This window comes from Streptacidiphilus sp. PAMC 29251, assembly GCF_054208735.2.
Map to the genome: position 1 here is coordinate 7,989,297 of NZ_CM135725.2, position 20,557 is coordinate 8,009,853.

The window sequence follows — 20,557 nt, forward strand, 5'->3', positions numbered from 1 at the left end:
CTGATGCCGCCCCCCCAACTCGCGCTTGAACCAGTCGTACAACTCCTGCCGGGCCTGCGGGCAGGCCACGTCCGTCTGGGTCGCCAGGTCCAGGCCGGGGTGGCGGACCACCTCGACGCCTTCCGGCTGGTGCGGGTCGCGGGTCCCGGTGAAGACGGTCACCGGGTAGTCGCGTCGGCTCAATAACTGCGAGTAGTCCCACAGGTGGGACTCGACCCCGCCCACCGTCGGCGGGAAGGCCCAGTGCACCAGGGCGAGAGGTGTCCCCATCGGCGGATGATGGGGGTCCTGCGGGTCGTTCACTGCGCCTCCGACATTTCAAATCCAGAATCCGAGGATCCTAACGAGGCTTGGGCCCGCGAGGTGACGGGTTTGGCTTTTCGCCATAATCCGCCCCCTGCGCTTCGCCCGCGCCCCTGGCGCCTCGACGTACTGCGCCCCCCTGTGCGCCTTGCCGATATGCGGCCGCAGCGCTCCAATACAAGACAGTAGGGACGAAACTGCTAGGGGGCCGCATGAGGGCAAGTCGCACCAGCGGGCAGTCGGGACCGAACCGGGCGCTGGTGGTCTGCGTCGCCGTCGCCGGGATCGCGGTGCTGGGGACGTTCAGTCAGATCATCGCGCAGACGCTGCCGCGCGGGGGATTGGCGTTCTGGCTGCTCACCGCGGGGGCGGCGGTGCTGACCGCGGGGGCCGCGGTGATGGCGCTGTTCCCGGTGAAGACCCGGGACACTCCGGCGGACGAGGAGCCCCGGCAGCTGCCGCCGCACAATCTGCCTCCGTTGACCACGTTCTTCACCGGGCGGAACCGTGAACTCGCCGCCATCGAGGCGGCCCTGCGCCCGCACCACGCGACGCCGCGGGGGCGTCGCGGCGGTCCCGGTGCCCAGGCCGCGCCACGGGTGTGCACGGTGCACGGGCTCGGGGGCGTGGGCAAGTCGCAACTGAGTCTGGCCTATGCCAAAACCCATCTCGAACAGCATCTGATCACCCGTTGGCTGAACGCCTCGCGCCCCAACACCCTGCGTGGTGAACTCCTTGAGCTGGCCGCCTGCGTGGGCGTCCCCTACAACGTGAGCAAGACGGTGATGCTCACCAAGTTGTGGGGCTGGCTGCGGGACCACCCGGGGTGGCTGCTGGTGTACGACGACGTGCAGGAGTTCCCGGACGTGTCCAGGAGCCGGGAGAGCAGCGGGTTGCGTGGGCTCAGCCGCTACCTGCCGCCCGAGGGGCGCGGCGAGATCCTGATCACCACCCAGCGGCGCGGATCCTGGGACGGCCTGTCCGACGCCGAGATCGCGCTGGCGCCGCTGGTCCCCGTCGACGGCCTGGCGTTCCTGCGGGCCCGTACCGGCGAGGACGAGGGCGAGTTCACCGAGCTCGGCAACCGGCTGGGCTGGCTGCCGCTGGCGCTGGAGCAGGCGGGCGCCTACATCGACCAGGCGGGCATCGGGATCCAGGACTACCTGGACCACCTGCCGGAGCTGGCCGCGATCGGCGACGCCGACGAGAAGACCTTCGCCCTGGCCATCGAGCGGGTGACCCGCACCCAGCCGGCCGCCGAGGACCTGTTACGCCTGTGTGCTTTTCTGGCGTCGGAGGATGTGCCGACCAGCACGCTCTACCGCTACCGGGCGGTGCTGCCCGAGCGGCTGCGCCGGGCGATGAGCGATCAGCCGAGCTTCAACCGCACCGTGGCGCTGCTGGTCAACCACTCGCTGCTGACCCGCAGCGGGGAGGGCCGGGCCGCCCCCCTCGCCTACGGGCTGCATCCGCGGGTGCAGCTGTTCATCCGGCACCGGCTGGACCAGTTGGGGCGGCTGGAGTGGTCCCACGCCGCCGTGCGCCTGGTCGAGGCCGCCTTCCCGGCCACCCTGGAGCACCAGGACCTGCGCGAGGCCAGCGAACGGCTGATGCCCCATGTGGAGGCCAGCACCAGCGAGTTCTCCTGGGGCAACGACGCCGAACGGGAGGAGTGGGAGGGCCTCGACGCGACGGCCGGGAGCCAGGGGACGGGCGATCCGGAGGCGATCGTCCGACTGCTGCGCCGGGCCGGGTGCTACCAGGAGTACCGCTGCGACTGGACCCGGGCGCTGTCGCTGTTCGAGCAGGAGGCGCAGCTGCGCGACCTGGGGATCGGCGGCGACCTGCTGGGCCGCGCGGAGGCCCGGCTGGCGGTGGCCCGCCAGTACTTCCTGCTGGCCCGGCTGGACGAGGCCGAGGCGGCCTGCCGCGAGGCGCTGGGACACTGCGCGGGGCACCGGGCCGAGCCCGACTTCCTGCGGATGGAGGCCAAGTGCCTGCGGGAGCTCGGCGGGGTGCTGCGGGAGCAGGTGCGTTTCGCGGAGGCCCTGGAGGCGATCCGGACGGCCATCAAGATCTACGAGGGCCATGGATCCGGCTGGGAGACCCTGGACTGGGCGATCGCGGAGCAGCAGGCCGGCATGGTGCACCGCAACGCCGGCCGCCCGGCCGAGGCCACCGCCTGCTACCGCAGGGCGGCGCTGCTGGTGCCGGGCAGCGGCAGCCAGGAGCCGGCCGAGCACCTGCTGTTCCGGGCCATGCTGCGCCGCGACCTGGGCATCGTGGCCCAGGACATGGGTGATCTCGACCTGGCCGAGCGGGAACTGCGGGCCGCGCTGCTGGCCTTCCAGGAACAGGGGGCCTCCGACTTCGACACGGCCCAGGTCTCCAAGTTCCTGGCCGATGTGCTGCGCCGCCAGGGCGAGCGCTCGCTGGCGGCGGTCCGCCCGCTGCGGCACCCGCTGCGCGGTCGGGCCCTGCGCGGGCAGGCGGCGGCCCGGCTGGACGAGGCCTGGGTGCTGCTCGGGCCCGCGGTGGCGCTGCACCAGCGGCGCCGCGACACCGAGGAGCACAAGTACGCCGCCTGCCTCAACAAGCGCGGTTCGCTGGAGCTGGCGCTCGGCCGCGCCGCCGACGCCAGGGCGACGCTGGAGGAGGCCGAGGGCATCTACCGGTTGCAGTACGGCGAGAACCACCACTACCGGGCCAAGGCGCTGTCCCGGCTCGGCCCGGTGCTGCTGGCGCTCGGCGACGCCGACCGGGCCGTGGCGGTGCTGCGTGAGGCCGAGGCGATCTTCCTCGGCGCGCTCGGCGAGGACCACCCGGTGATGGTGGCGGTCTGGCAGAGCCTGGCGGACTGCCTGCAGGGCGGCCCCGAGGCGGACTTCCTGCGGCAGCGGGCGGACCGGCTCGCCGGCACCCTGCTCTCCGGCACCACGGACGCGTCCCCGCTGGTGACGGCACCGGAGCCGGTGTAGCGGGGGCCTCTTCCCAACGTGTCCAGGACATGGCCAGGCCCCGCCGGGGGGAGCCGGCGGGGCCTGGGGTCGGGGTGCCGCGCGGGGCGGCGAGGGCGCAAAGGGTCAGCTGTGCGCCTCCGCGTTGCGGCGGGCGTACCACCACCAGGTGACGGCCACACAGGTGCCGTAGAAGGCGACGAAGGACCAGAGCGCCGAGGTCACCGAGAAGTTGGCGAACATCGCCGGGATGAAGAAGAAGCCGTAGGCGGCGATGGCGGAGGAGAAGCCGGTGACCGCACCGGACTCCATCTCGGCCTGCTTCAGCGCGGCGCTCCTGGCCTCCTCGCCCTTGCCCTCGGCCTCGCGCAGGTGCTGGGCCCGGAAGATGGCCGGGATCTGCTGGAAGGTCGAGCCGTTGCCCAGGCCGGAGAAGGAGAAGGCGAACAGGAAGGCGATCAGGAAGCCCCAGAAGCTGCCCCCGGAACCGTCCGAGGGGAGGAAGTAGATCACCGCGGCGATGGACAGCGCCATGCCGACGAAGGAGATCAGGGTGCAGCGCGCACCGCCGACGCGGTCGGCGATCCAGCCGCCGGCCCAGCGCATCAGCGCGCCGCAGAGCGGGCCGAGCCAGGCGTAGGTGGTGGCGGAGTAGGCCGGGTCGATCGGGGTGAAGGTGGTCTTGATCAGCAGCGGCAGCGCGGCGGCGAAGCCGATGAAGGAGCCGAAGGTCCCGACGTAGAGCCAGGTCATCAGCCAGGTGTGCTTGCGCTTGAAGATGATCTTCTGCCGGCTGAACGGGGCGGCCGAGGCCTTGAGGTCGTTCATCAGGAACCAGGCCAGCGCGGCCATGACCAGCAGCAGCGGCACCCAGAGGAAGGCGCCGTTCTGCAGCCACACCTCGCTGCCGCCGACCTTCTTGGTCTGCGAGCCGCCGGCCGGGGAGAGCAGCACGCCGGCGGTGACCACCAGCGGCGCGACCAGCTGCACCACCGAGACGCCCAGGTTGCCCAGGCCGCCGTTGATGCCGAGCGCGTTGCCCTTGAGCTGCTTGGGGTAGAAGAAGCCGATGTTGACCATGGACGAGGCGAAGTTGGCCCCGCCCATGCCGCAGAGCGCGGCGATGGTGAGCATGATCCAGTACGGGGTGGAGCTGTCCTGCACCGCGAAGCCCAGCCACAGCAGCGGCGCGACCAGCACCAGGGTGCTCAGCGCGGTCCAGCGCCGGCCGCCGACCAGCGGCATCAGAAAGGTGTAGGCGATCCGCAGGGTGCCGCCGGTGATACCGGGCACCGCCGTCAGCCAGAACAGCTGCGAGGCGCTGTAGGGGAAGCCCACCGCACCGAGGTTGACCACGGTGACCGACCAGAACCTGCCAGACCACGAAGCCCAGCAGCAGCGCCGGCACCGAGATCCACAGGTTGCGGGCGGCCACCTTGCGTCCGGTGGACTGCCAGAAGCCCGGGTCCTCCGGATGCCAGTCGGTGATCTCCGCGCCCGGCCGGTACTGCCGGTCGGCCGCGTGGCGCGGGGGCCCCGGCGGCTCGGCGGGGGCGCCGGATGTCGGCCTGTCATGGACGAGCTGGCTCATGTCGCAGAGCTCCTGGATTGCCGGAGGACGACTGTCGGGAGTGCCCGACACGGGCCGTCGAAAGGCTTCAGGCGGCCGATTCCATGCTCGCTCGGCCGGCGGCGCCCTGGAGCCGGAGAAGGTCACCACTCGGCGGGACCATGGTCACGGACGTGGCCGCGGACGCCGCCGCGCGGTAGCGCTGCAGCACCAGCCCGGCCACGTCCGGGTGGTCCGCGAGCGGTTGGGCGACGGCCCAGGCGCCCGCCTGCGCCAGGCCGGCGGTGAACCGGCCGGGAGCGAGCAGATGCGTGGAGACCGCGATCCGGCGGTGCCCGGCGGCGCGCAGCGCCTCGACCGCCGCGGGGACGGTCGGCGCGGCCGCCGAGCAGTAGCCGGGGAGGACCGGGACCGTCCGTCCCAGTCGGGCCCGCAGGTGTTCCGCCGCCTGCAGCACGCCGTCGTTGCCGCCCGGGCGGCTGGATCCTGCGCCCGCCAGCACCACCGCGTCGGCCCGGCCCCCGGCCCGCCGCTCGGCGTCCCGCAGCCGGTCGTGCAGCGCCCGGCCGATCCGCGGGTCCCCGCTGAGACCCGGGGTGAGCCGGTGCCCGCGATCATGACGATCCGTCAGAATGGCGGGGATGTCGACACGTTGGTGGAAACCTGGGCCCAGCAGCAGTGGCACCAGCACCGCCCGGCGGGCCGGGGACGCCTCCACCGCGTCCAGCGCCTCGGCGAGCGAGGGCCGCTGGATGTCCAGATGCCCCACCCGGACGTCGGCGGCCGGGACGGTGGCGACCGCAGCGCCCGCCGTCAGCATCCGGACCAGTCGGCCGATGGTCTCCGCCGCAACGGGCAGCGCGCTGCCGTGCACGGCGAGCAGCAGTACCGGGGCCCTGTCGCCCATGGTCGGTCCGTCCCTTCCCACCGGGCCCGGCACGTCCGCCGGGCCCCCGCATCCGACGGTAGGGCGGGCGAAGGGACGGACGGACCCGGCGCAGGGCCCCTGCCGAGGGGACGAAAGGCCTGCTGAGTGGAGGCGTTCGCCCGGCCGTCCGGAACGGCGCCGCTACTACGGTCGGATGGGCGGGGATGCGTTGCCGCGTCGTTCTGCTGAGAAGTGAGGAACAGGGCTATGGCAGGGACTTTGGTCGTCGTCGGGCACGGCATGGTGGGCCACCGCCTGCTGGAGGCGCTCGCCGAACGCGGTGCGCTGTCCGGCCCCGGGGGCGGCGGCTGGCATGCGGTGGTGCTGGCCGAGGAGCCGCGGGCCGCCTACGACCGGGTGCACCTCTCCAGTCGTTTCACCGGCGCCAGCGCCGAGGACCTCGGTCTGGCCGGCCCGGACTTCTTCACCGAGCACGGCATCGAGCTGCGGCTCGGCGACCCGGTGCTGCGGATCGACCGCGAAGCCCGCCAGGTCACCACCGCCTCCGGCCGGATCCAGCCGTACGACGCGCTGGTCATGGCCACCGGGTCGGCGCCGTTCGTCCCGCCGATCGAGGGCGCGGAAGGCTCCGGCAGCTTCAGCTACCGCACCCTGGCCGACGTCGAGGCGATCACCGCCCACGCGGCCTCCGCCGGGGACCGCGGCGGGGTGGTCGTCGGCGGCGGACTGCTCGGCCTCGAGGCCGCCGGAGCGCTGCGCAGCCTGGGCCTGCGCACCACCGTGGTCGAGTTCGCCCCCCGGCTGATGCCGCTGCAGGTGGACGCCGGCGGGGCGGCCGTGCTGCAGGCCACCATCGAGGGCATGGGCGTCGACGTCCGCACCGGGGTCGGCGCGGCGGCGGTGGAGCGGGACCAGGACGGCCTGGTCACCGCCCTGCTGCTGACCGACGGCAGCCGGATCGAGGCCGACCTGGTGCTGTTCTCGGCCGGCGTCCGGCCCCGGGACACCCTGGCCCGCGAGGCCGGGCTGCTGGTCGGCCGGCGCGGCGGGGTCTCCGTCGACAAGTACTGCCGCAGCGTGGACCCGGCCGTCTACGCCGTCGGCGAGTGCGCCGAGACCTGCGACGGCCAGGTCTACGGCCTGGTCGCGCCCGGCTACCGGATGGCCGAGGTGGTCGCCGAGCAGCTCGCCGGGGACGGCGCGCTGGAGTTCACCGGCGCCGACACCGACACCAAGCTCAAGCTGATGGGCGCGGACGTCGCCAGCTTCGGCGACCCCTTCCAGCAGGACGAGCAGACCGTCGAGGTGCTGTTCTCCGACAGCAGCCAGGGCGTCTACAAGAAGCTGGTGCTCGGCCCGGACGGCCGGCTGCTCGGCGGCATCCTGGTCGGCGACGCCACCGCCTACGCCTCGCTGCGCCCGCACGCCGGGACCGAGCGCCCGCTGCCGGTGGCCGCCGAGAGCTTTCTGCTGCCGCGGGGCGGCGGCACCGAGCCGGGGGCGGACCTGCTGCCGGACGAGGCCGTGGTCTGCAGCTGCCACAACGTCAGCAAGGGCCAGGTCAAGGGCGCGATCGCGGACGAGGGGCTGACCGACCTGGCCGGGATCAAGCGCTGCACCAGGGCGGGAACCGGCTGCGGCGGCTGCGTCGGAGCACTGGAGTCGCTGCTGGGCGCGGAGCTCGACGCCGCGGGCATCGAGCGCACGCCGGGTCTGTGCGAGCACTTCACGCTGTCCCGGGTCGAGCTCTACCGGGCGGTCCGCGCCGGCCGGCTCACCACGTTCGCTGCAGTTCTTGCCGCCCATGGCACGGGAGTTGAGGGCTGTGTGATCTGCAAGCCGACCGTGGCCGGCATCCTGGCCACCCTCGGTCCCGAGCTGGGCCTGACCCACATCCTGGACGGCGAGCAGGCCGGGCTGCAGGACAGCAACGACCGCTACCTGGCCAATCTGCAGAAGGACGGCACCTACTCGGTCGTGCCGCGGATCCCCGGCGGCGAACTGACGGCCGATCAGCTGATCGCCATCGGCGAGGTGGCCCGGGACTTCGCGCTCTACACGAAGATCACCGGCGGCCAGCGGATCGACCTGTTCGGCGCCAGGGCCGAGCAGCTCCCGTCCATCTGGCGGCGGTTGGTGGACGCCGGATTCGAGTCGGGGCACGCCTACGGAAAGTCGCTACGGACCGTCAAGTCCTGCGTCGGGTCCACGTGGTGCCGCTTCGGGCAGGGCGACTCGGTGCAGCTCGCCATCGACCTGGAACTGCGCTACCGGGGCCTGCGCACCCCGCACAAGGTCAAGGGCGGCGTCTCCGGCTGCCTGCGCGAGTGCGCCGAGGCCCGGGGCAAGGACATCGGGGTGATCGCCACCGCCAACGGCTGGAACCTCTACGTCGGCGGCAACGGCGGCACCACCCCCCGCCACGCGGACCTGCTCGCCGCCGACCTCGGCACCGAGGAGCTGATCCGCCTGGTCGACCGGTTCCTGATGTACTACGCCCGCACCGGCGAGCGGCTGGAACGCACCTCGGCCTGGCTGGAGCGGCTCCCCGGCGGGGTGGACGGCCTGCGCCGGATCATCCAGGACGACGCCGAGGGCCTGGGCGCGGACCTGGACGCGCAGATGGCCGCCCATGTCGCCGCCTACCAGGACGAGTGGCGGGCGGTCCTGGACGACCCGGCCAAACTGCGCCGCTTCGTCCCCTTCGTCAACGCCGACGCGCCGGCCACCGAAGCGCCGTCCGCCCGCTCCCTGCAGGAGGTCTGAGATGCCCAAGGACGACAACCGCGTGGAACTGCTGCTCCCGGACGGCCGGTGGCTCGCGGTCTGCGCCTACCGCGATCTGGAGCCCGGTCACGGGGTGGCCGTGCTGCTGCCGGGCGGCGTGCGCGCGGCGCTGTTCCGCACCGCGAGCGGGGAGGTGTTCGCGGTGGACGGCCAGGACCCGTACTCCGGTGCGCAGGTCATCGCGGACGGCATCGTCGGCGACCGCGCGGGGGAGCCCACGATCACCTCGCCGATGCACAAGCAGACCTTCGACCTGCGCACCGGCGTCTGCCTGGACGAGCCGGACGCCCCGGAGCGGGCCCTCACCGTCCATCAGTTGCGGCTCACCCCGCCGCGGCCCCGGCTGCTCTGACGGCCGGGACGCGACAGGGCACGACGGGTCTTCTGACGCCGGCTCAGCCGGTGAACCAGGGGTTGCCGCCGCCCAGGGACCAGACCGAGACCTTGGTGACGCCGAGTGAGGTCAGCACGGCCAGCTTGGTGTTGAGCGCGGTGCTGTCGACATAGTCGTAGAGGGTGCCGCCGGAGACCCAGCGGATCTCGCCGGAGGAGGGGTCGCGCCGGGCGGCGATGGTGGACGCGTTGGTGGAGAAGCCGGGGCTCTTCTTCATGTCGCTGAACTGGATGTTGCCGGTGACATTGTCCAGGTCGCACGGGTCGGCCGAGCTGATGCCGTAGGAGGGCAGGGCGATGGTCAGCTTGGCGTGGTCCGGGACCTTGCTCTGGGCGTACTGGGTGACCTGCTTGAGCCAGGCCAACGGGGTGATCGGCAGGCAGCGGGCGCCCGGGGCGGTGTCGAACTCCTCGTCATAGGCCATGATCGTCAGCTCGTCCACGCCCTCGGCGCTGACCGCCGCGTAGTCGTAGAAGGACTCGTTCTCGGTCATCGCCGGGGCGTCGACCAGCAGCTTCTTGCCCTGGGCGTGCAGCGAGGAGGCGAGCTGGCCGAGGAAGGTCTTGTAGTTGGTGAAGTCCTGGGCGCTCCAGGACCAGTAGTCCTCCAGGTCCACGTCCACCCCGCTCAGGTTGGCGCTGACGGCGAGCGAGGTGAGCTGGGAGACCGCGCTGCTGCGGTTGCTGCTGCTGCTCACCAGGGCGTGCACGTCGGCGGTGGTCATCCCCGAGACGGTCGGGTACTGGTAGGCGGAGTGCGCCTTGAGGTCGGCGACGTTGGCGGCGCTGTAGGCGTTGCAGAGGCCGCTGGCGGCGGTCTCCAGGGAGACCTTGCCCTTGCTGGTGATGGTCCAGTACTCGGGCTTGAGCGCCCCGTTCTTGACCCGGTTGTCGGCGTACTCGGCAGGCCCGGTGCACTGGGTGTCACCGGGGGAACCCGGGTAGAGCCAGGCCTCCAGCTCGACGCCCGAGGTCGCGGCAACGCTCCTCGGTGCGGCGGCGGCCACGGGGTGGGCGGTGGTTCCGGCGTCGGCGGAGGCGAGGCCGACGCTGACGGCGGTGACCGCGCAGGCGGCCGCGGCGGCCAAGGTGAGTGTGCGACGAAGCATGATCCATCCCTTTCGGAGGGCGCGCAGTGGGGGTTTGCGACGGTGGAGCAGTCGAAGCAGTGGAATCGGTACATCGGTCAGGCCTTGTCGCTCCAGTACGGGTCCAGCACGAGGGTGTCCGCACCGGGCACGGTCGAGGCCGCCGACCAGGAGCCGCCGAGCACCCGGCCGTTGTCGGGCCTGGCGGCCAGCGAGAGTTGCGTGGAGATCCGGTACCGGTCGCCCCGGTAGACGGAGTGGGTGAACTCCACCACCCGGCCGTCGGCGTCCCTGGTCTCCCGTTCGAAGAGCAGCGCCGGGGCGTGCAGGGGCACGCCCAGCATCTCCGCCTCCTCCTCGTCGACCACCGTGGGTTCGATGATCTGCGAGGCGTCGGTGAGCAGGATGCCGAAGCGGCGTCCGAGCAACTGGTAGAAGGAGTGCTGCTCCAGATCCTGCGCGGTCAGTCCGGGGACCAGCGCCTGCGGGACGTAGAGGGTCTCCACGGAGATGGGGACGCCGTCCACGAACCGCAGCCGGGTGATCCGCAGGATCTGCTCGCCCGGTGACACCTGCAGCCGCCGCCCGATCCTGGGGCCGGCCGTGCTGCTGCGGAAGTCGACCGTGCGGCTGGTCCACACGCCGTCCACGCCACCGACGCCGAGGGTGTGGCCGGCGGTCTGGGCGAGGTGCTGGGCGACCTTGGCCTGGGCGACGAACACACCGCGGCCGTGCTCACGGACCAGCAGTCCGTCCCGCACCAGGTCGTCGACGACCGAGCGCAGAGTGGGGCGGGAGACCCCGAGGTCCTCGCACAACTGCCGTTCGCCCGGGATCGGCGCGCCGACCCTGGTCTCCTCGACCAGGTCGAGCAGATGCTCCCGGATCCGTTCCCGCTTCTGCCCGCGGCTCTCATTGCTGACCATTCCCTTACCAGTCCTCCTCCGTCATGGATCGCATCAGGAGGAGATTACCGTGCTGCCGCACCTGGTGTGGTGGTGGGGCAGTAATGAGGCTCTTGACGTTGACCGAATGATGACCCAGGATGTGGCCACTGGTCAATAAGAGGTCAATATTTATCTTCGGAGGACCCGATGTCCGCTCACCGCACCAGACACACCACCGCCCTCGCCCTGGCCGCCGTCACCGCCCTGGTGGTCAGCGGCTGCAGCACCGGCAGCGGCAGCTCGCAGCCGAACACCGGGGCCGGCGACACCACACCGGTGACCATCACCTTCTGGCACGGTTTCAGCTCCCCGCACGAGATCGCGTCGGTCAACGCGGTGCTGGCGATGTTCCACCAGAAGTACCCGTACATCACCGTGAAGAGCGTGCCCGCGGAGACCGACGACAAGGTCAACCAGGCCATTCGCGGCGGCACCGCGCCGGACGTGGACGCCTCCTTCAACGCGGCGAACGTCGGCGGCTGGTGTTCCACCGGCGCGTTCCAGGACCTCACTCCCGACATCAAGGCCGACCAGGTCGATCTGAGCCAGATCCCCAAGGCGGTCCAGTCCTACACCGCCTTCGACGGCAAGCGCTGCACCATGCCCTGGCTGGCCGACACCTTCGGGCTCTACTACAACAAGAAGCTGTTCGCGGCGGCCGGGATCACCGCCCCGCCGAAGACCATGACCGAGCTGGCCGCGGACGCCAAGAAGCTCACCGTGCTCAACCCGGACGGCTCCATCAAGACCGCCGGGTTCATGCCCTACCTGGGCGCCTACGAGATGCTCACCGAGCACCTGGTCACCAGCTGGGGCGGCACCTGGCTGAAGCCCGACGGGACCTCCAACGTCGGCACCGACCCGGCCTTCGCCTCGGCGATGACCTGGCAGAAGAACCTGGTCGACTGGTTCGGCCAGGCCAAGCTCGCCAAGTTCAAGGCCGGCATGCCGGACGAGTTCTCGGCCCAGAACTCCTTCGAGACCGGCCATCTGGCGATGATGGTGGACGGCGAGTGGCGCACGGCCTTCATCAAGAACGACAAGTCGAGCGTCGACTACGCCACCGCCCCGATGCCGGTGGCCGACGACCAGCCCCAGCTCTACGGCTCCGGCTATGTCGGCGGCAATGTGATCGGCATCCCGCGCGGCTCCAAGCACCCGGACGCCGCCTGGAAGCTGGTCAAGTTCCTCACCACCGACACCGAGGCGGTGACCTCGCTGGCCGACGCCATCGGCAACGTCCCCACCACCCTCCCGGCACTGGACTCCCCGTCGCTGACGCTGGCCAAGGACCCCCAGTTCGCCACCTTCCTGGGGGTGTTCAAGAACCCGCACACCTCCACCACCCCGGCCAGCGCGGACGGCGGCGCCTATCTGACCAACTACGGTCTTTTCGCCAACAAGTGGCAGACCGGGCAGATCCCCGACCTGCAGGCCGGGCTGAAGGCCGTCGACAAGCAGAACGACGCCGCGCTCACCCTCGGCCAGTGAGGGACGGGCACCGCTGATGAGCACACTTCTCGCCACCGGCGCAGCACCACCCCCCGCCGCCGCCGCCGCAGCCGATCCGGCCCTGCGCGCCAGGCACCGGCGGAACCGGCTCCGGGTCCTGCTCTTCCTCGCCCCCGGACTGGTCGGCTTCGCGGTCTTCCTGGTCTATCCGCTGGTGATGACGGTCTGGCTGTCCTTCACCAACTCCAACATGATCACCCCGGCCCAGTTCGTCGGCCTGCGCAACTACCGCTTCATGCTCGGCTCCGACCCGCAGCTCTGGCAGGCCGTCCGGAACACCGGCTGGCTGGTCGTGATCATGGTCCCGGCGCAGGTGCTCTTCGCCCTGGGCGTGGCCATGGTCACCGCACGGCTCAAGACCGGCGCCGGGATCTTCCGCACCCTGTTCTACCTGCCGGCCCTGGCCCCGCCGGTCGCCGCCACGGTCGCCTTCGTCTGCATGTTCAACCCGGCCTCCGGCCCGGTGAACCACCTGCTCGGCCTGGTCGGCGTGCACGGGCCGCTCTGGTTCGACTCACCGGCCTGGTCCAAGCCGGCGCTGACCCTGCTCTCGCTCTGGGGCAGCGGCACGGTGATGGTCATCTTCCTGGCCGCCCTGCTGGACGTCCCGGCCGAGCAGTACGAGGCGGCCGAGCTGGACGGCGCCAACCCCTGGCAGCGGTTCCGCTACGTCACCCTGCCCGCGATCTCCCCGGTGGTGCTGTTCGCCACCGTGACCGGGGTGATCGCCGGACTGCAGTACTTCACCCAGGCCATGGTCGCCGCCCAGGTCGCCAACGGCGGCATTCAGGCCGCCCCCGGCTACCCCAACGGCTCCACGATGACCTTCCCGCAGGAGCTCTACATCACCGGCTTCAACCAGTTCCACGCCGGCTACGCCTGCGCGCTGGCGGTGGTGCTGTTCGTGGTGTCGATGGCCTTCACCCTCGTCCTGCTGCGCCGGGCGTCCGGCTTCAACCCCCAGGAGAACTCGGAGTCGCCGCTTTGACATCCCCCTCCGCGGACGGAGGGGTTCCTCACTTCGCAGCGAGGGCTTCCTGCTTCGTTGCCAGTAGCCCGCTTGGAGGACTCCATTGAGGTCTTACACCGGCTCCACAGGCGTTCACCGCAAGCCCTGCGGCGAGAATATTGCGCGCCGCGTTCACGTCCCGGTCGTGGACCACCGTGCAGGCGGGGCAGATCCAGGTCCGGATATTCAACGGCAGTTTCCGTGCCCGATACCCGCACGTGGAGCAGGTCTTGCTGCTGGGGTACCAGCGGTCGACCACCACCAGGTTACGGCCATACCAGTGGGCTTTATAGGTCAGTTGGGTGCGCAGTTCGGTCCAGGCCGCGTCGCTGACGGCGCGAGCCAGGGTGTGGTTCTTGAGCATATTACGGACGCTCAGATCCTCGATCACGATCAGTTGGTTTTCCTGAACGAGTCGGGTGGTGATCTTGTGCAGGAAGTCCCGGCGCCGGTCCGAGATCCGGGCATGCACCCGGACGACCTTGAGTCGTGCCTTGTCGCGGTTGGCGGAGCCCTTCTGTTTCCTGGCCAGCGCCCGTTGGGCCCGGGTCAGACGGATACGGTCGGCTTTCTCGAATTTAGGGTTAGCGATCTTCTCGCCAGTGGACAGGGTGAGCAGGGTGCTGATCCCGGCATCCAGACCTACCGCTGTGTCCACCCGTGGCAGGGCCTGTACGGCAGGATCCTGGCAGAGCAGGGAAACGAACCAGCGTCCGGCCGAATCCTGCGAGACCGTGACGGTGGACGGCGACGCACCTTCAGGCAGCGGGCGCGACCAGACGATGTCCAGCGGTGCGGACATCTTGGCGAGTTTGAGCAGCCCGTCGCGGTAGCTGAACGCGGAGCGGGTGTACTCCGCCGAGCGGCGCGACTTCTTCTTGGACTTGAACGTCGGGTATTTCGCCCGACCCTGCCAGAAGTTTACGAACGCGTTCTGGAGGTGCCGCAGGCACTGCTGCAGTGGCACCGAGGAAACCTCCGTCAGGAATGCCAGTTCCTGGGTCTTCTTCCATGCGGTGAGCATGGCCGAGGTGGCGTTGTAGCTGATTCGTTCTTGTCGTTGGGTCCAGCCTTCAGAGCGGGCCTGCAGTGCTCGGTTGTAGACCAGGCGCACACAACCGAACGTGCGGGCCAGTTCAACGGCCTGCCCATCGGTGGGATAGAAGCGGTACTTGAAGGCCCGCATCACCGGATCGGTGTGCATGCGACACAAACTAACCCTAGTAACTGTAAGTATGCAAACATGCACATCAGGACACTCCCGGGCCAACGAACCGCTCCGAGGTTCCCACCTTCATACGCGCCTACTTCCCTGTGTAAACGCCGGGGTATCCACGCAAGGAGAACCCTATGACCACCGTCGCACCGGCCCGCGTCCCACCGTCCACCCGTGCGGTCTCGCCGCACCGGGCCGCCCGCAGCCGGGCCCGCCGTCGCCGGGCACTGGTCTGGATCGCCGACCACGCCGTCGCGGTCGGTCTTGCCTGCGCCTTCATCGGCCCGATCGTGTTCGTCTTCCTGACCTCGGTGATGACCGACCAGCAGTCGCTCAGCTCCGACCTGTGGCCGCGGCACTGGCAGTGGTCCAACTACACCGCGGTGTTCCGGACCGCCCCGTTCGGCACCTGGCTGCTCAACACCGTGGTCTACGCGGTCAGCGCCACCGCGGCCATGCTGGTCTCCAGCATCCCGGTCGCCTACGCGCTGGCACGCTTCCGCTTCAAGGGCCGCAACCTGGCCTTCCTCGCGGTGATCACCATGATGATGCTGCCGCCCCAGGTGCTGGTCATCCCGATGTATCTGATGTGGGCCCGGCTGCATCTGACCGGCACCATCTGGCCGTTGGTCGTTCCCTCGCTGTTCGGCGACGCCTTCTCGGTGTTCCTGCTGCGGCAGTTCCTGCTCACCATCCCCGAGGACTACCTCAACGCGGCCAGGATCGACGGCTGCAGCGAACTCAAGGTGCTCACCCGGGTGGTGCTGCCGATGATGCGCCCGGCCGTGGTCGCGGTCGGCCTGTTCGCCTTCTTCAACGCCTGGAACGACTACTACGGGCCGCTGATCTACACCGGCGAGACGCCGGCGCACTGGACCCTGGCACTCGGCCTGGCCAGCTTCAAGACCTCGCACGCGGTCCAGTGGAACCTCACCATGGCCGCCACCCTGATCGCGATGGCACCCGTGATCATCGTTTTCTTCTTCGCCCAGAAAGCCTTCATCGAGGGCGTCACACTGACAGGAGTCAAAGGTTGAAGATCACCGTTATCGGCGGTGGGTCCACCTACACCCCCGAACTGGTCGACGGATTCGCCCGGTTGGGCTTCCCGGTCGAGGAGATCGCCCTGGTCGACCCGGACGCCGACCGGCTCGCCGTGATCGCCCCGCTGGCCCGGCGGATCCTGTCCCGGCTGGGCCACCCCGCCGTGGTCACCGCCACCGCGGACCCGGACGCGGGCATCGACGGCGCCGGCGCGGTGCTGTTCCAACTGCGGATCGGCGGCCAGGAGACCCGTCACATCGACGAGACCCTGCCGCACGGCTGCGGCTGCATCGGCCAGGAGACCACCGGGGCAGGCGGGTTGGCCAAGGCGCTGCGCACCGTGCCGGTGGTGCTTGACCTGGCCGAACGGGTGGCCAAACGCGCCCCCGAGGCCTGGATCGTCGACTTCGCCAACCCGGTCGGCATCGTCACCCGGGCCCTGCTGGACGCCGGGCACCGGGCGGTGGGGCTGTGCAACGTGGCCATCGGCTTCCAGCGCACCTTCGCCGACTGGCTCGGCGTGGACCACCGCCGGATCACCCTGGACCATGTCGGCCTGAACCATCTGACCTGGGAGCGGGCCGTCCTGCTGGACGGGGTGGACGTGCTGCCGCAACTGCTGGACGAGCACGGCCAGGCGCTGGCCGAGCGGCTGCACATGCCGCTGGAGGTGGTGCGCCGGCTGGGCGTGATCCCCTCCTACTACCTGCGCTACTACTACGCCCATGACGAGGTGCTGGCCGAGCAGTTGGTCAATCCCTCGCGCGCCGAGGAGGTCGCCGGAATGGAGCGCGACCTGCTCCGGCTCTACGCCGACCCCGCGCTGGACCACAAGCCCGAGCTGCTGGAGCAGCGCGGCGGCGCCTACTACTCCGAGGCGGCGGTGCAACTGGTGCACGCGCTCACCGCCGACACCGGCGAGGTCAGGGTCGCCAATGTGCGCAACAACGGCACCCTGCCGTTCCTGTCCGACGACGCGGTGATCGAGGTGCCGGCCAGGATCGGCGCACACGGGGCGACCCCGCTGCCGGTGGCCCCGGTGGAGCCGCTGTTCGCCGGGCTGATCGCGCATGTGACGGCCTATGAGGAACTGGCGCTGCAGGCGGCGTTGCACGGCGGCGTCGAGCGGGTCGCCAAGGCGCTGCTGGCGCACCCGCTGATCGGCCAGATCGAACCGGCCGAGCAACTCGCCCACAAGCTGGTCGCGGCCAACCAGCAGCATCTACGGTGGGCCTGATGGAGCGTCAATCTTTGCCTGATGGGCTGTTGCTGGCGGTCGACGGCGGCAACAGCAAGACCGATGCGGCGGTCGTCGGCGGCGATGGCACGGTGCTCGGCCGGGCCCGCGGGCTCGGGTTCCGTCCCCAAGTGGACGGCCTCGCCGCGGCCATGGAGGTGCTGTCCGGGGTGCGGGCCGAGGCGCTGGCCGCCGCCGGGCTGCCGCCCGGGACGGTGGCCGACGGCATCGCCGCCTTCCTCGCCGGGGCGGACCTCCCGCACGAGGTGGCGGCGCTCGACCAGGCCGTGGCCGCCCGCGGTTGGGCGCGGGTGCGACGGGTCGACAACGACACCTTCGCCCTGCTGTGTGCGGGGGCAAGCCGCCCCTGGGGCGTCGCGGTGGTCTGCGGCACCGGCATCAACTGCGTCGGCGTCGCCCCGGACGGTCGCAGGACCGGGTTCCCGGCGCTGGGGCCGATCTCGGGCGACTGGGGCGGCGGCGCCGACCTCGGCGCCGCCGCGCTGTGGCACGCGGTCAGGGACGAGGACGGCCGGGGCCCGCAGACCGCTCTGAGCAAGGCCGTGACCAGCCATTTCAACACCAGCAGCGTGTTTGAGGTGACCGCCGCCCTGCACAGCGGCGAACTTCCGGAACTCCGGCTGAGCGAACTGTGCCCGGCGGTCTTCGCCGCCTGCGACCAGGATGACCGGATCGCCCGGGGGCTGGTGCGGCGGCTGGCCGACGAGATCGCGGGCATGGCCCTCACCGTGCTGCGCCGACTCGACCTGGACGGGACGGACTCCGGGGAGGTGGAGGTGGTCCTGGGCGGCAGCGTCCTGGCTTCGCGGCACCCGCTGCTGCTCGGCCGGATCGAGCAGCTGCTCGCGGCGGGGGCCCCCGGGGTCAGGCCGGTGGTCAGCACCGCACCGCCGCTGCTCGGCGCGGCGCTGGCGGCACTTGAGCTGGGCCCGGAACGTCCGGCATCGGACGCAGCGCGGGCGGCCGCCGCGGCACGCCTGCGCGGATCACTGGGTGCGGGGGCGGCGGCCGAGGCCGCCGGGGTCAGTCCGCCTGGTCCGGCAGCCGCACGGTGAACACCGATCCCGCCCCCGGGGTGCTGGCCGCGGTGACGGTGCCGCCGTGCGCCTCGACCAGCTGCCGCACGATGGCCAGCCCCAGGCCGCTGCCGCCGGTCTGCCGGTTGCGGGACTTCTCCGCGCGCCAGAAGCGCTCGAAGATGTGCGGCAGATCCTCGGGGCCGATGCCGCTGCCGGTGTCGGCGACCTGGATCAGGGTCTCCTGGCCCGCCCGGTAGGCGGTCACGGTGACACTGCCGCCGGTGGGCGTGTGCCGGATGCCGTTGGACACCAGGTTGCCGATCGCCTGGCGCAGCCGGAGCGGGTCGGCCACCAGCTTGGGGTCGCCCTCGGTCCTGGTGTCCAGGGTGACCCCGGCCGCCCTGGCGGCGTCCTGGTGCGCGGCCGCCACCCGCTGCACCACCTCGCGCAGCCGGACGGGTTCGGGGTGCAGTCGGAAGGTGTCCGCGTCGGCGGCGGCCAGGTCGCGCAGGTCGTCGATGATGTGCTGCAGCAGCAGCGCCTCCTGCAGCAGCGAGGACACCAGCGGCGGGTCCGCCACCGCGACGCCGTCCTGGACCGCCTCCAGCCAGCCGCGGATGTTGCTCAGCGGGGTCCGCAGCTCATGGGCGACATCGCTGACCATCGCCTCCCGCTGCTGCTCCATCCGCTCGCGGCGCTGCGAGAGGTCGTTGAAGGCGGCGGCGAGGTAGCTGATCTCGTCCTTGCCCCGGACCGGGACCCGGGCATGCGGCTCGCTGGGGTGCTGGGCCGCCTCCGCCAGCGTCCGCAGCGGCCGGATCAGCCGGGTGGCCACCAGGGCGGTGACGGTGATGGTGACCGCCAGCACCAGCGCGGTCACCTCCGCGATGCGGACGGTGTTGGCCCGGGACAGGTCGAACACCGAGCCGGGGGTCTGGGTCGGGCTGGTGACGAAGAGCAGCGCGGCCGGCGCCACGTAGGGGGCGAGCTGTTCCCGGCGGCCGGACTCGACACAGGCCGCGATGGCCTGGGAGGCCTTCTTGGAGGTGGTCGGCTGCCCGCTCCAGGAGTAGCTGAGGTTGACCTGGACCGGGGGCAGCCCCTGCCGGGTCACACAGGGGTTGACCAGGGCGTCGAGTTGGTTGAGCGCCTTGGTCTCGCCCGGGGTGGGGAAGCGGAGCAGCTTGGAGTTGCATTTCTCGATCACCAGTATCGCCGCGTAGCCGCTGCTGGTGATGACGTCGGGACGTCCGGCCGGGCTGGTGGCGACCTGGGCGGTCTGCCCCTGGTACTGGAGGCAGCGGATCGTCTCGTCCGCCTCCTCGAGCAGGTCCGCCTGTTCCTTGCCGCTGAGCTGGAACGGGCCGGTGGCCTGGGGGGAGATCCGGCTGGTCCCGGAGCCGGCGCCGAGCGAGGGGTCCACGTTGAGCGGATCCACCACGGCGGAGGCCTGGAGCGGCAGCGGGGAGGCGTCGGCGGGTGCGGAGTCGGCGAGCGGGAGCCGGGCCGAGGTGGTCAGCGCGATGCGGCGGCCGGTGCCCCGGGCCAGCTCGGTGACCGCGGGGCCGACACCGTCCCAGCTGTGGTGGGTGGCGGCGTAGCTCAGCAGGGTGCTGTAGATCCTGGCGTCCTGGGACAGCGCCTGGCTCTGCTGCTGCTCGATGGCACGCGAGGTGGACTTCACCGCCAGCCACGCGGTGGCTGCGATCGAGCAGACGGCCACCAGCACCGAGGTGGCCAGCAGCCGCACCACCAGGCTCCGCCGCAGCGGGACACTACGGGGCACGGCGCCGACCGCCCGATCCGTCGGTGAGTTTGTAGCCCACGCCGAACACCGTCACCAGGCACACCGGGCGGCGGGGGTCGGGTTCGATCTTCTTGCGCAGGTTCATCACATGCATGTCGATGGCGCGCTCGGTGGTGTAGGGATCGAAGCCGTGGATCTCCTGCAGCAGCTGGGACCGGTTGAAGACCCGGTCGGGCTGGGCCGCCATCGCCGCCAGGATCTCGAACTCGCCGCGGGTGCACTCCACCGGGTCGGCACCGAAGGTCACCTCGCGCCGCTCCGGATCGACGCTGAGGTGGCCCACCCGCAGCGCCCCGTCGCCCCAGCTCTTGCCCCAGCCGCCGCCCGACCTGCTCCGGCGGAGCAGGGTGCGCACCCGGGCCATCAGCTCGCGGGGGCTGTAGGGCTTGGTCATGTAGTCGTCGGCGCCCAGGTCCAGCCCCCGCAGCAGGTCCTCCTCGCCGCTGCGGGCGGTGAGCATCAGCACCGGCACCTCGCTCTCCCGGCGCAGGGTGCGGCACACCTCCAGGCCGTCCATCCCCGGCATCATCACATCCAGGATGATCAGGTCGGGGTGGGTCCGGCGGGCCTCCTCCAGCGCGGCGCGTCCGTCGTGGACGACGACAGCGGTGTGGCCCTCGCGCTCCAGATAGCGCCGGACCAGCTCAGCCTGCATCTCGTCGTCCTCGGCGACCAGAACACGTGTACCCATGACAGCGATCCTAAGCAGATGGATCCCGGATCCGGTCGGCGGAGGCGGTCCGAACCACAATCTGACA

The 20,557-nt window shown here is 71.1% G+C and carries 15 protein-coding genes; 8 read left to right on the forward strand and 7 right to left on the reverse strand.

What is annotated here, in order from left to right; genetic code table 11:
* Positions 1 to 515 precede the first annotated feature (515 nt).
* A complete protein-coding gene (locus tag ACXKR8_RS37870; protein ID WP_458269066.1) occupies positions 516 to 3,281 on the forward strand; it encodes a tetratricopeptide repeat protein in 2,766 nt (921 codons plus the stop codon).
* A gap of 105 nt (positions 3,282 to 3,386) precedes the next feature.
* Here ACXKR8_RS37870 and ACXKR8_RS37875 read toward each other — a convergent pair whose 3' ends face one another.
* Positions 3,387 to 4,616: an MFS transporter gene (locus ACXKR8_RS37875; RefSeq protein ID WP_462099995.1), complete on the reverse strand. Its 1,230-nt coding sequence runs from the start codon at positions 4,614 to 4,616 to the stop codon at positions 3,387 to 3,389.
* A gap of 302 nt (positions 4,617 to 4,918) precedes the next feature.
* Positions 4,919 to 5,737 (reverse strand): sirohydrochlorin chelatase, encoded by an 819-nt coding sequence (locus tag ACXKR8_RS37880; protein ID WP_458269068.1) that lies wholly within the window; start codon positions 5,735 to 5,737, stop codon positions 4,919 to 4,921.
* A gap of 228 nt (positions 5,738 to 5,965) precedes the next feature.
* Here ACXKR8_RS37880 and nirB point away from each other — a divergent pair, with 228 nt between their 5' ends.
* Positions 5,966 to 8,485 carry a nitrite reductase large subunit NirB gene (gene nirB / locus ACXKR8_RS37885; protein ID WP_458269069.1) on the forward strand — a complete coding sequence of 840 codons (2,520 nt, stop codon included), beginning with the start codon at positions 5,966 to 5,968 and terminating at the stop codon, positions 8,483 to 8,485.
* Between the two features lies 1 nt (position 8,486).
* Positions 8,487 to 8,858 (forward strand): nitrite reductase small subunit NirD, encoded by a 372-nt coding sequence (nirD, locus tag ACXKR8_RS37890; protein WP_458269070.1) that lies wholly within the window; start codon positions 8,487 to 8,489, stop codon positions 8,856 to 8,858.
* Between the two features lie 43 nt (positions 8,859 to 8,901).
* On the opposite strand, the gene ACXKR8_RS37895 is transcribed toward nirD, so the two are convergent.
* Together ACXKR8_RS37895 and ACXKR8_RS37900 are read right to left on the reverse strand one after the other, a co-directional pair.
* Positions 8,902 to 10,008, reverse strand: a complete 1,107-nt coding sequence (locus ACXKR8_RS37895; protein ID WP_458269071.1) for a glycosyl hydrolase family 18 protein — start codon at positions 10,006 to 10,008, stop codon at positions 8,902 to 8,904.
* 77 nt (positions 10,009 to 10,085) lie between these two features.
* Entirely contained in the window at positions 10,086 to 10,913 is an 828-nt protein-coding gene (locus tag ACXKR8_RS37900; protein ID WP_458269072.1) for a GntR family transcriptional regulator, read from the reverse strand.
* 168 nt (positions 10,914 to 11,081) lie between these two features.
* Between ACXKR8_RS37900 and ACXKR8_RS37905 the strand changes: the two genes are divergently transcribed.
* Entirely contained in the window at positions 11,082 to 12,425 is a 1,344-nt protein-coding gene (locus tag ACXKR8_RS37905) for an ABC transporter substrate-binding protein (protein WP_458269073.1), read from the forward strand.
* A gap of 16 nt (positions 12,426 to 12,441) precedes the next feature.
* Complete coding sequence (locus ACXKR8_RS37910; RefSeq protein ID WP_458269074.1) at positions 12,442 to 13,434, forward strand: carbohydrate ABC transporter permease; 993 nt, start codon at positions 12,442 to 12,444, stop codon at positions 13,432 to 13,434.
* Positions 13,435 to 13,462: 28 nt separating this feature from the next.
* On the opposite strand, the gene ACXKR8_RS37915 is transcribed toward ACXKR8_RS37910, so the two are convergent.
* Complete coding sequence (locus ACXKR8_RS37915) at positions 13,463 to 14,659, reverse strand: RNA-guided endonuclease InsQ/TnpB family protein (RefSeq protein ID WP_458269075.1); 1,197 nt, start codon at positions 14,657 to 14,659, stop codon at positions 13,463 to 13,465.
* 146 nt (positions 14,660 to 14,805) lie between these two features.
* On the opposite strand from ACXKR8_RS37915, the gene ACXKR8_RS37920 reads away from it, so the two are divergent.
* From ACXKR8_RS37920 to ACXKR8_RS37930, 3 genes are read left to right on the forward strand one after another with little or no spacing between them, the layout of a single operon-like run.
* Positions 14,806 to 15,708 carry a carbohydrate ABC transporter permease gene (locus ACXKR8_RS37920; protein WP_458269076.1) on the forward strand — a complete coding sequence of 301 codons (903 nt, stop codon included), beginning with the start codon at positions 14,806 to 14,808 and terminating at the stop codon, positions 15,706 to 15,708.
* Positions 15,705 to 16,952: a 6-phospho-beta-glucosidase gene (locus ACXKR8_RS37925; protein WP_458269077.1), complete on the forward strand. Its 1,248-nt coding sequence runs from the start codon at positions 15,705 to 15,707 to the stop codon at positions 16,950 to 16,952. The genes ACXKR8_RS37920 and ACXKR8_RS37925 overlap by 4 nt, the downstream gene beginning before the upstream one ends.
* A complete protein-coding gene (locus ACXKR8_RS37930; RefSeq protein ID WP_458269078.1) occupies positions 16,952 to 18,028 on the forward strand; it encodes an N-acetylglucosamine kinase in 1,077 nt (358 codons plus the stop codon). Before ACXKR8_RS37925 ends, ACXKR8_RS37930 begins: the two co-directional genes overlap by 1 nt.
* Here the strand turns inward: ACXKR8_RS37930 and ACXKR8_RS37935 are convergent.
* Both ACXKR8_RS37935 and ACXKR8_RS37940 read right to left on the reverse strand, forming a co-directional pair.
* Positions 17,997 to 19,778, reverse strand: coding sequence for a sensor histidine kinase (locus tag ACXKR8_RS37935; RefSeq protein ID WP_458269079.1), 1,782 nt, complete (start codon positions 19,776 to 19,778; stop codon positions 17,997 to 17,999). The two genes, ACXKR8_RS37930 and ACXKR8_RS37935, sit on opposite strands and share 32 nt — an antisense overlap.
* Complete coding sequence (locus ACXKR8_RS37940; RefSeq protein ID WP_458269080.1) at positions 19,768 to 20,490, reverse strand: response regulator transcription factor; 723 nt, start codon at positions 20,488 to 20,490, stop codon at positions 19,768 to 19,770. Before ACXKR8_RS37940 ends, ACXKR8_RS37935 begins: the two co-directional genes overlap by 11 nt.
* Positions 20,491 to 20,557: the final 67 nt, after the last annotated feature.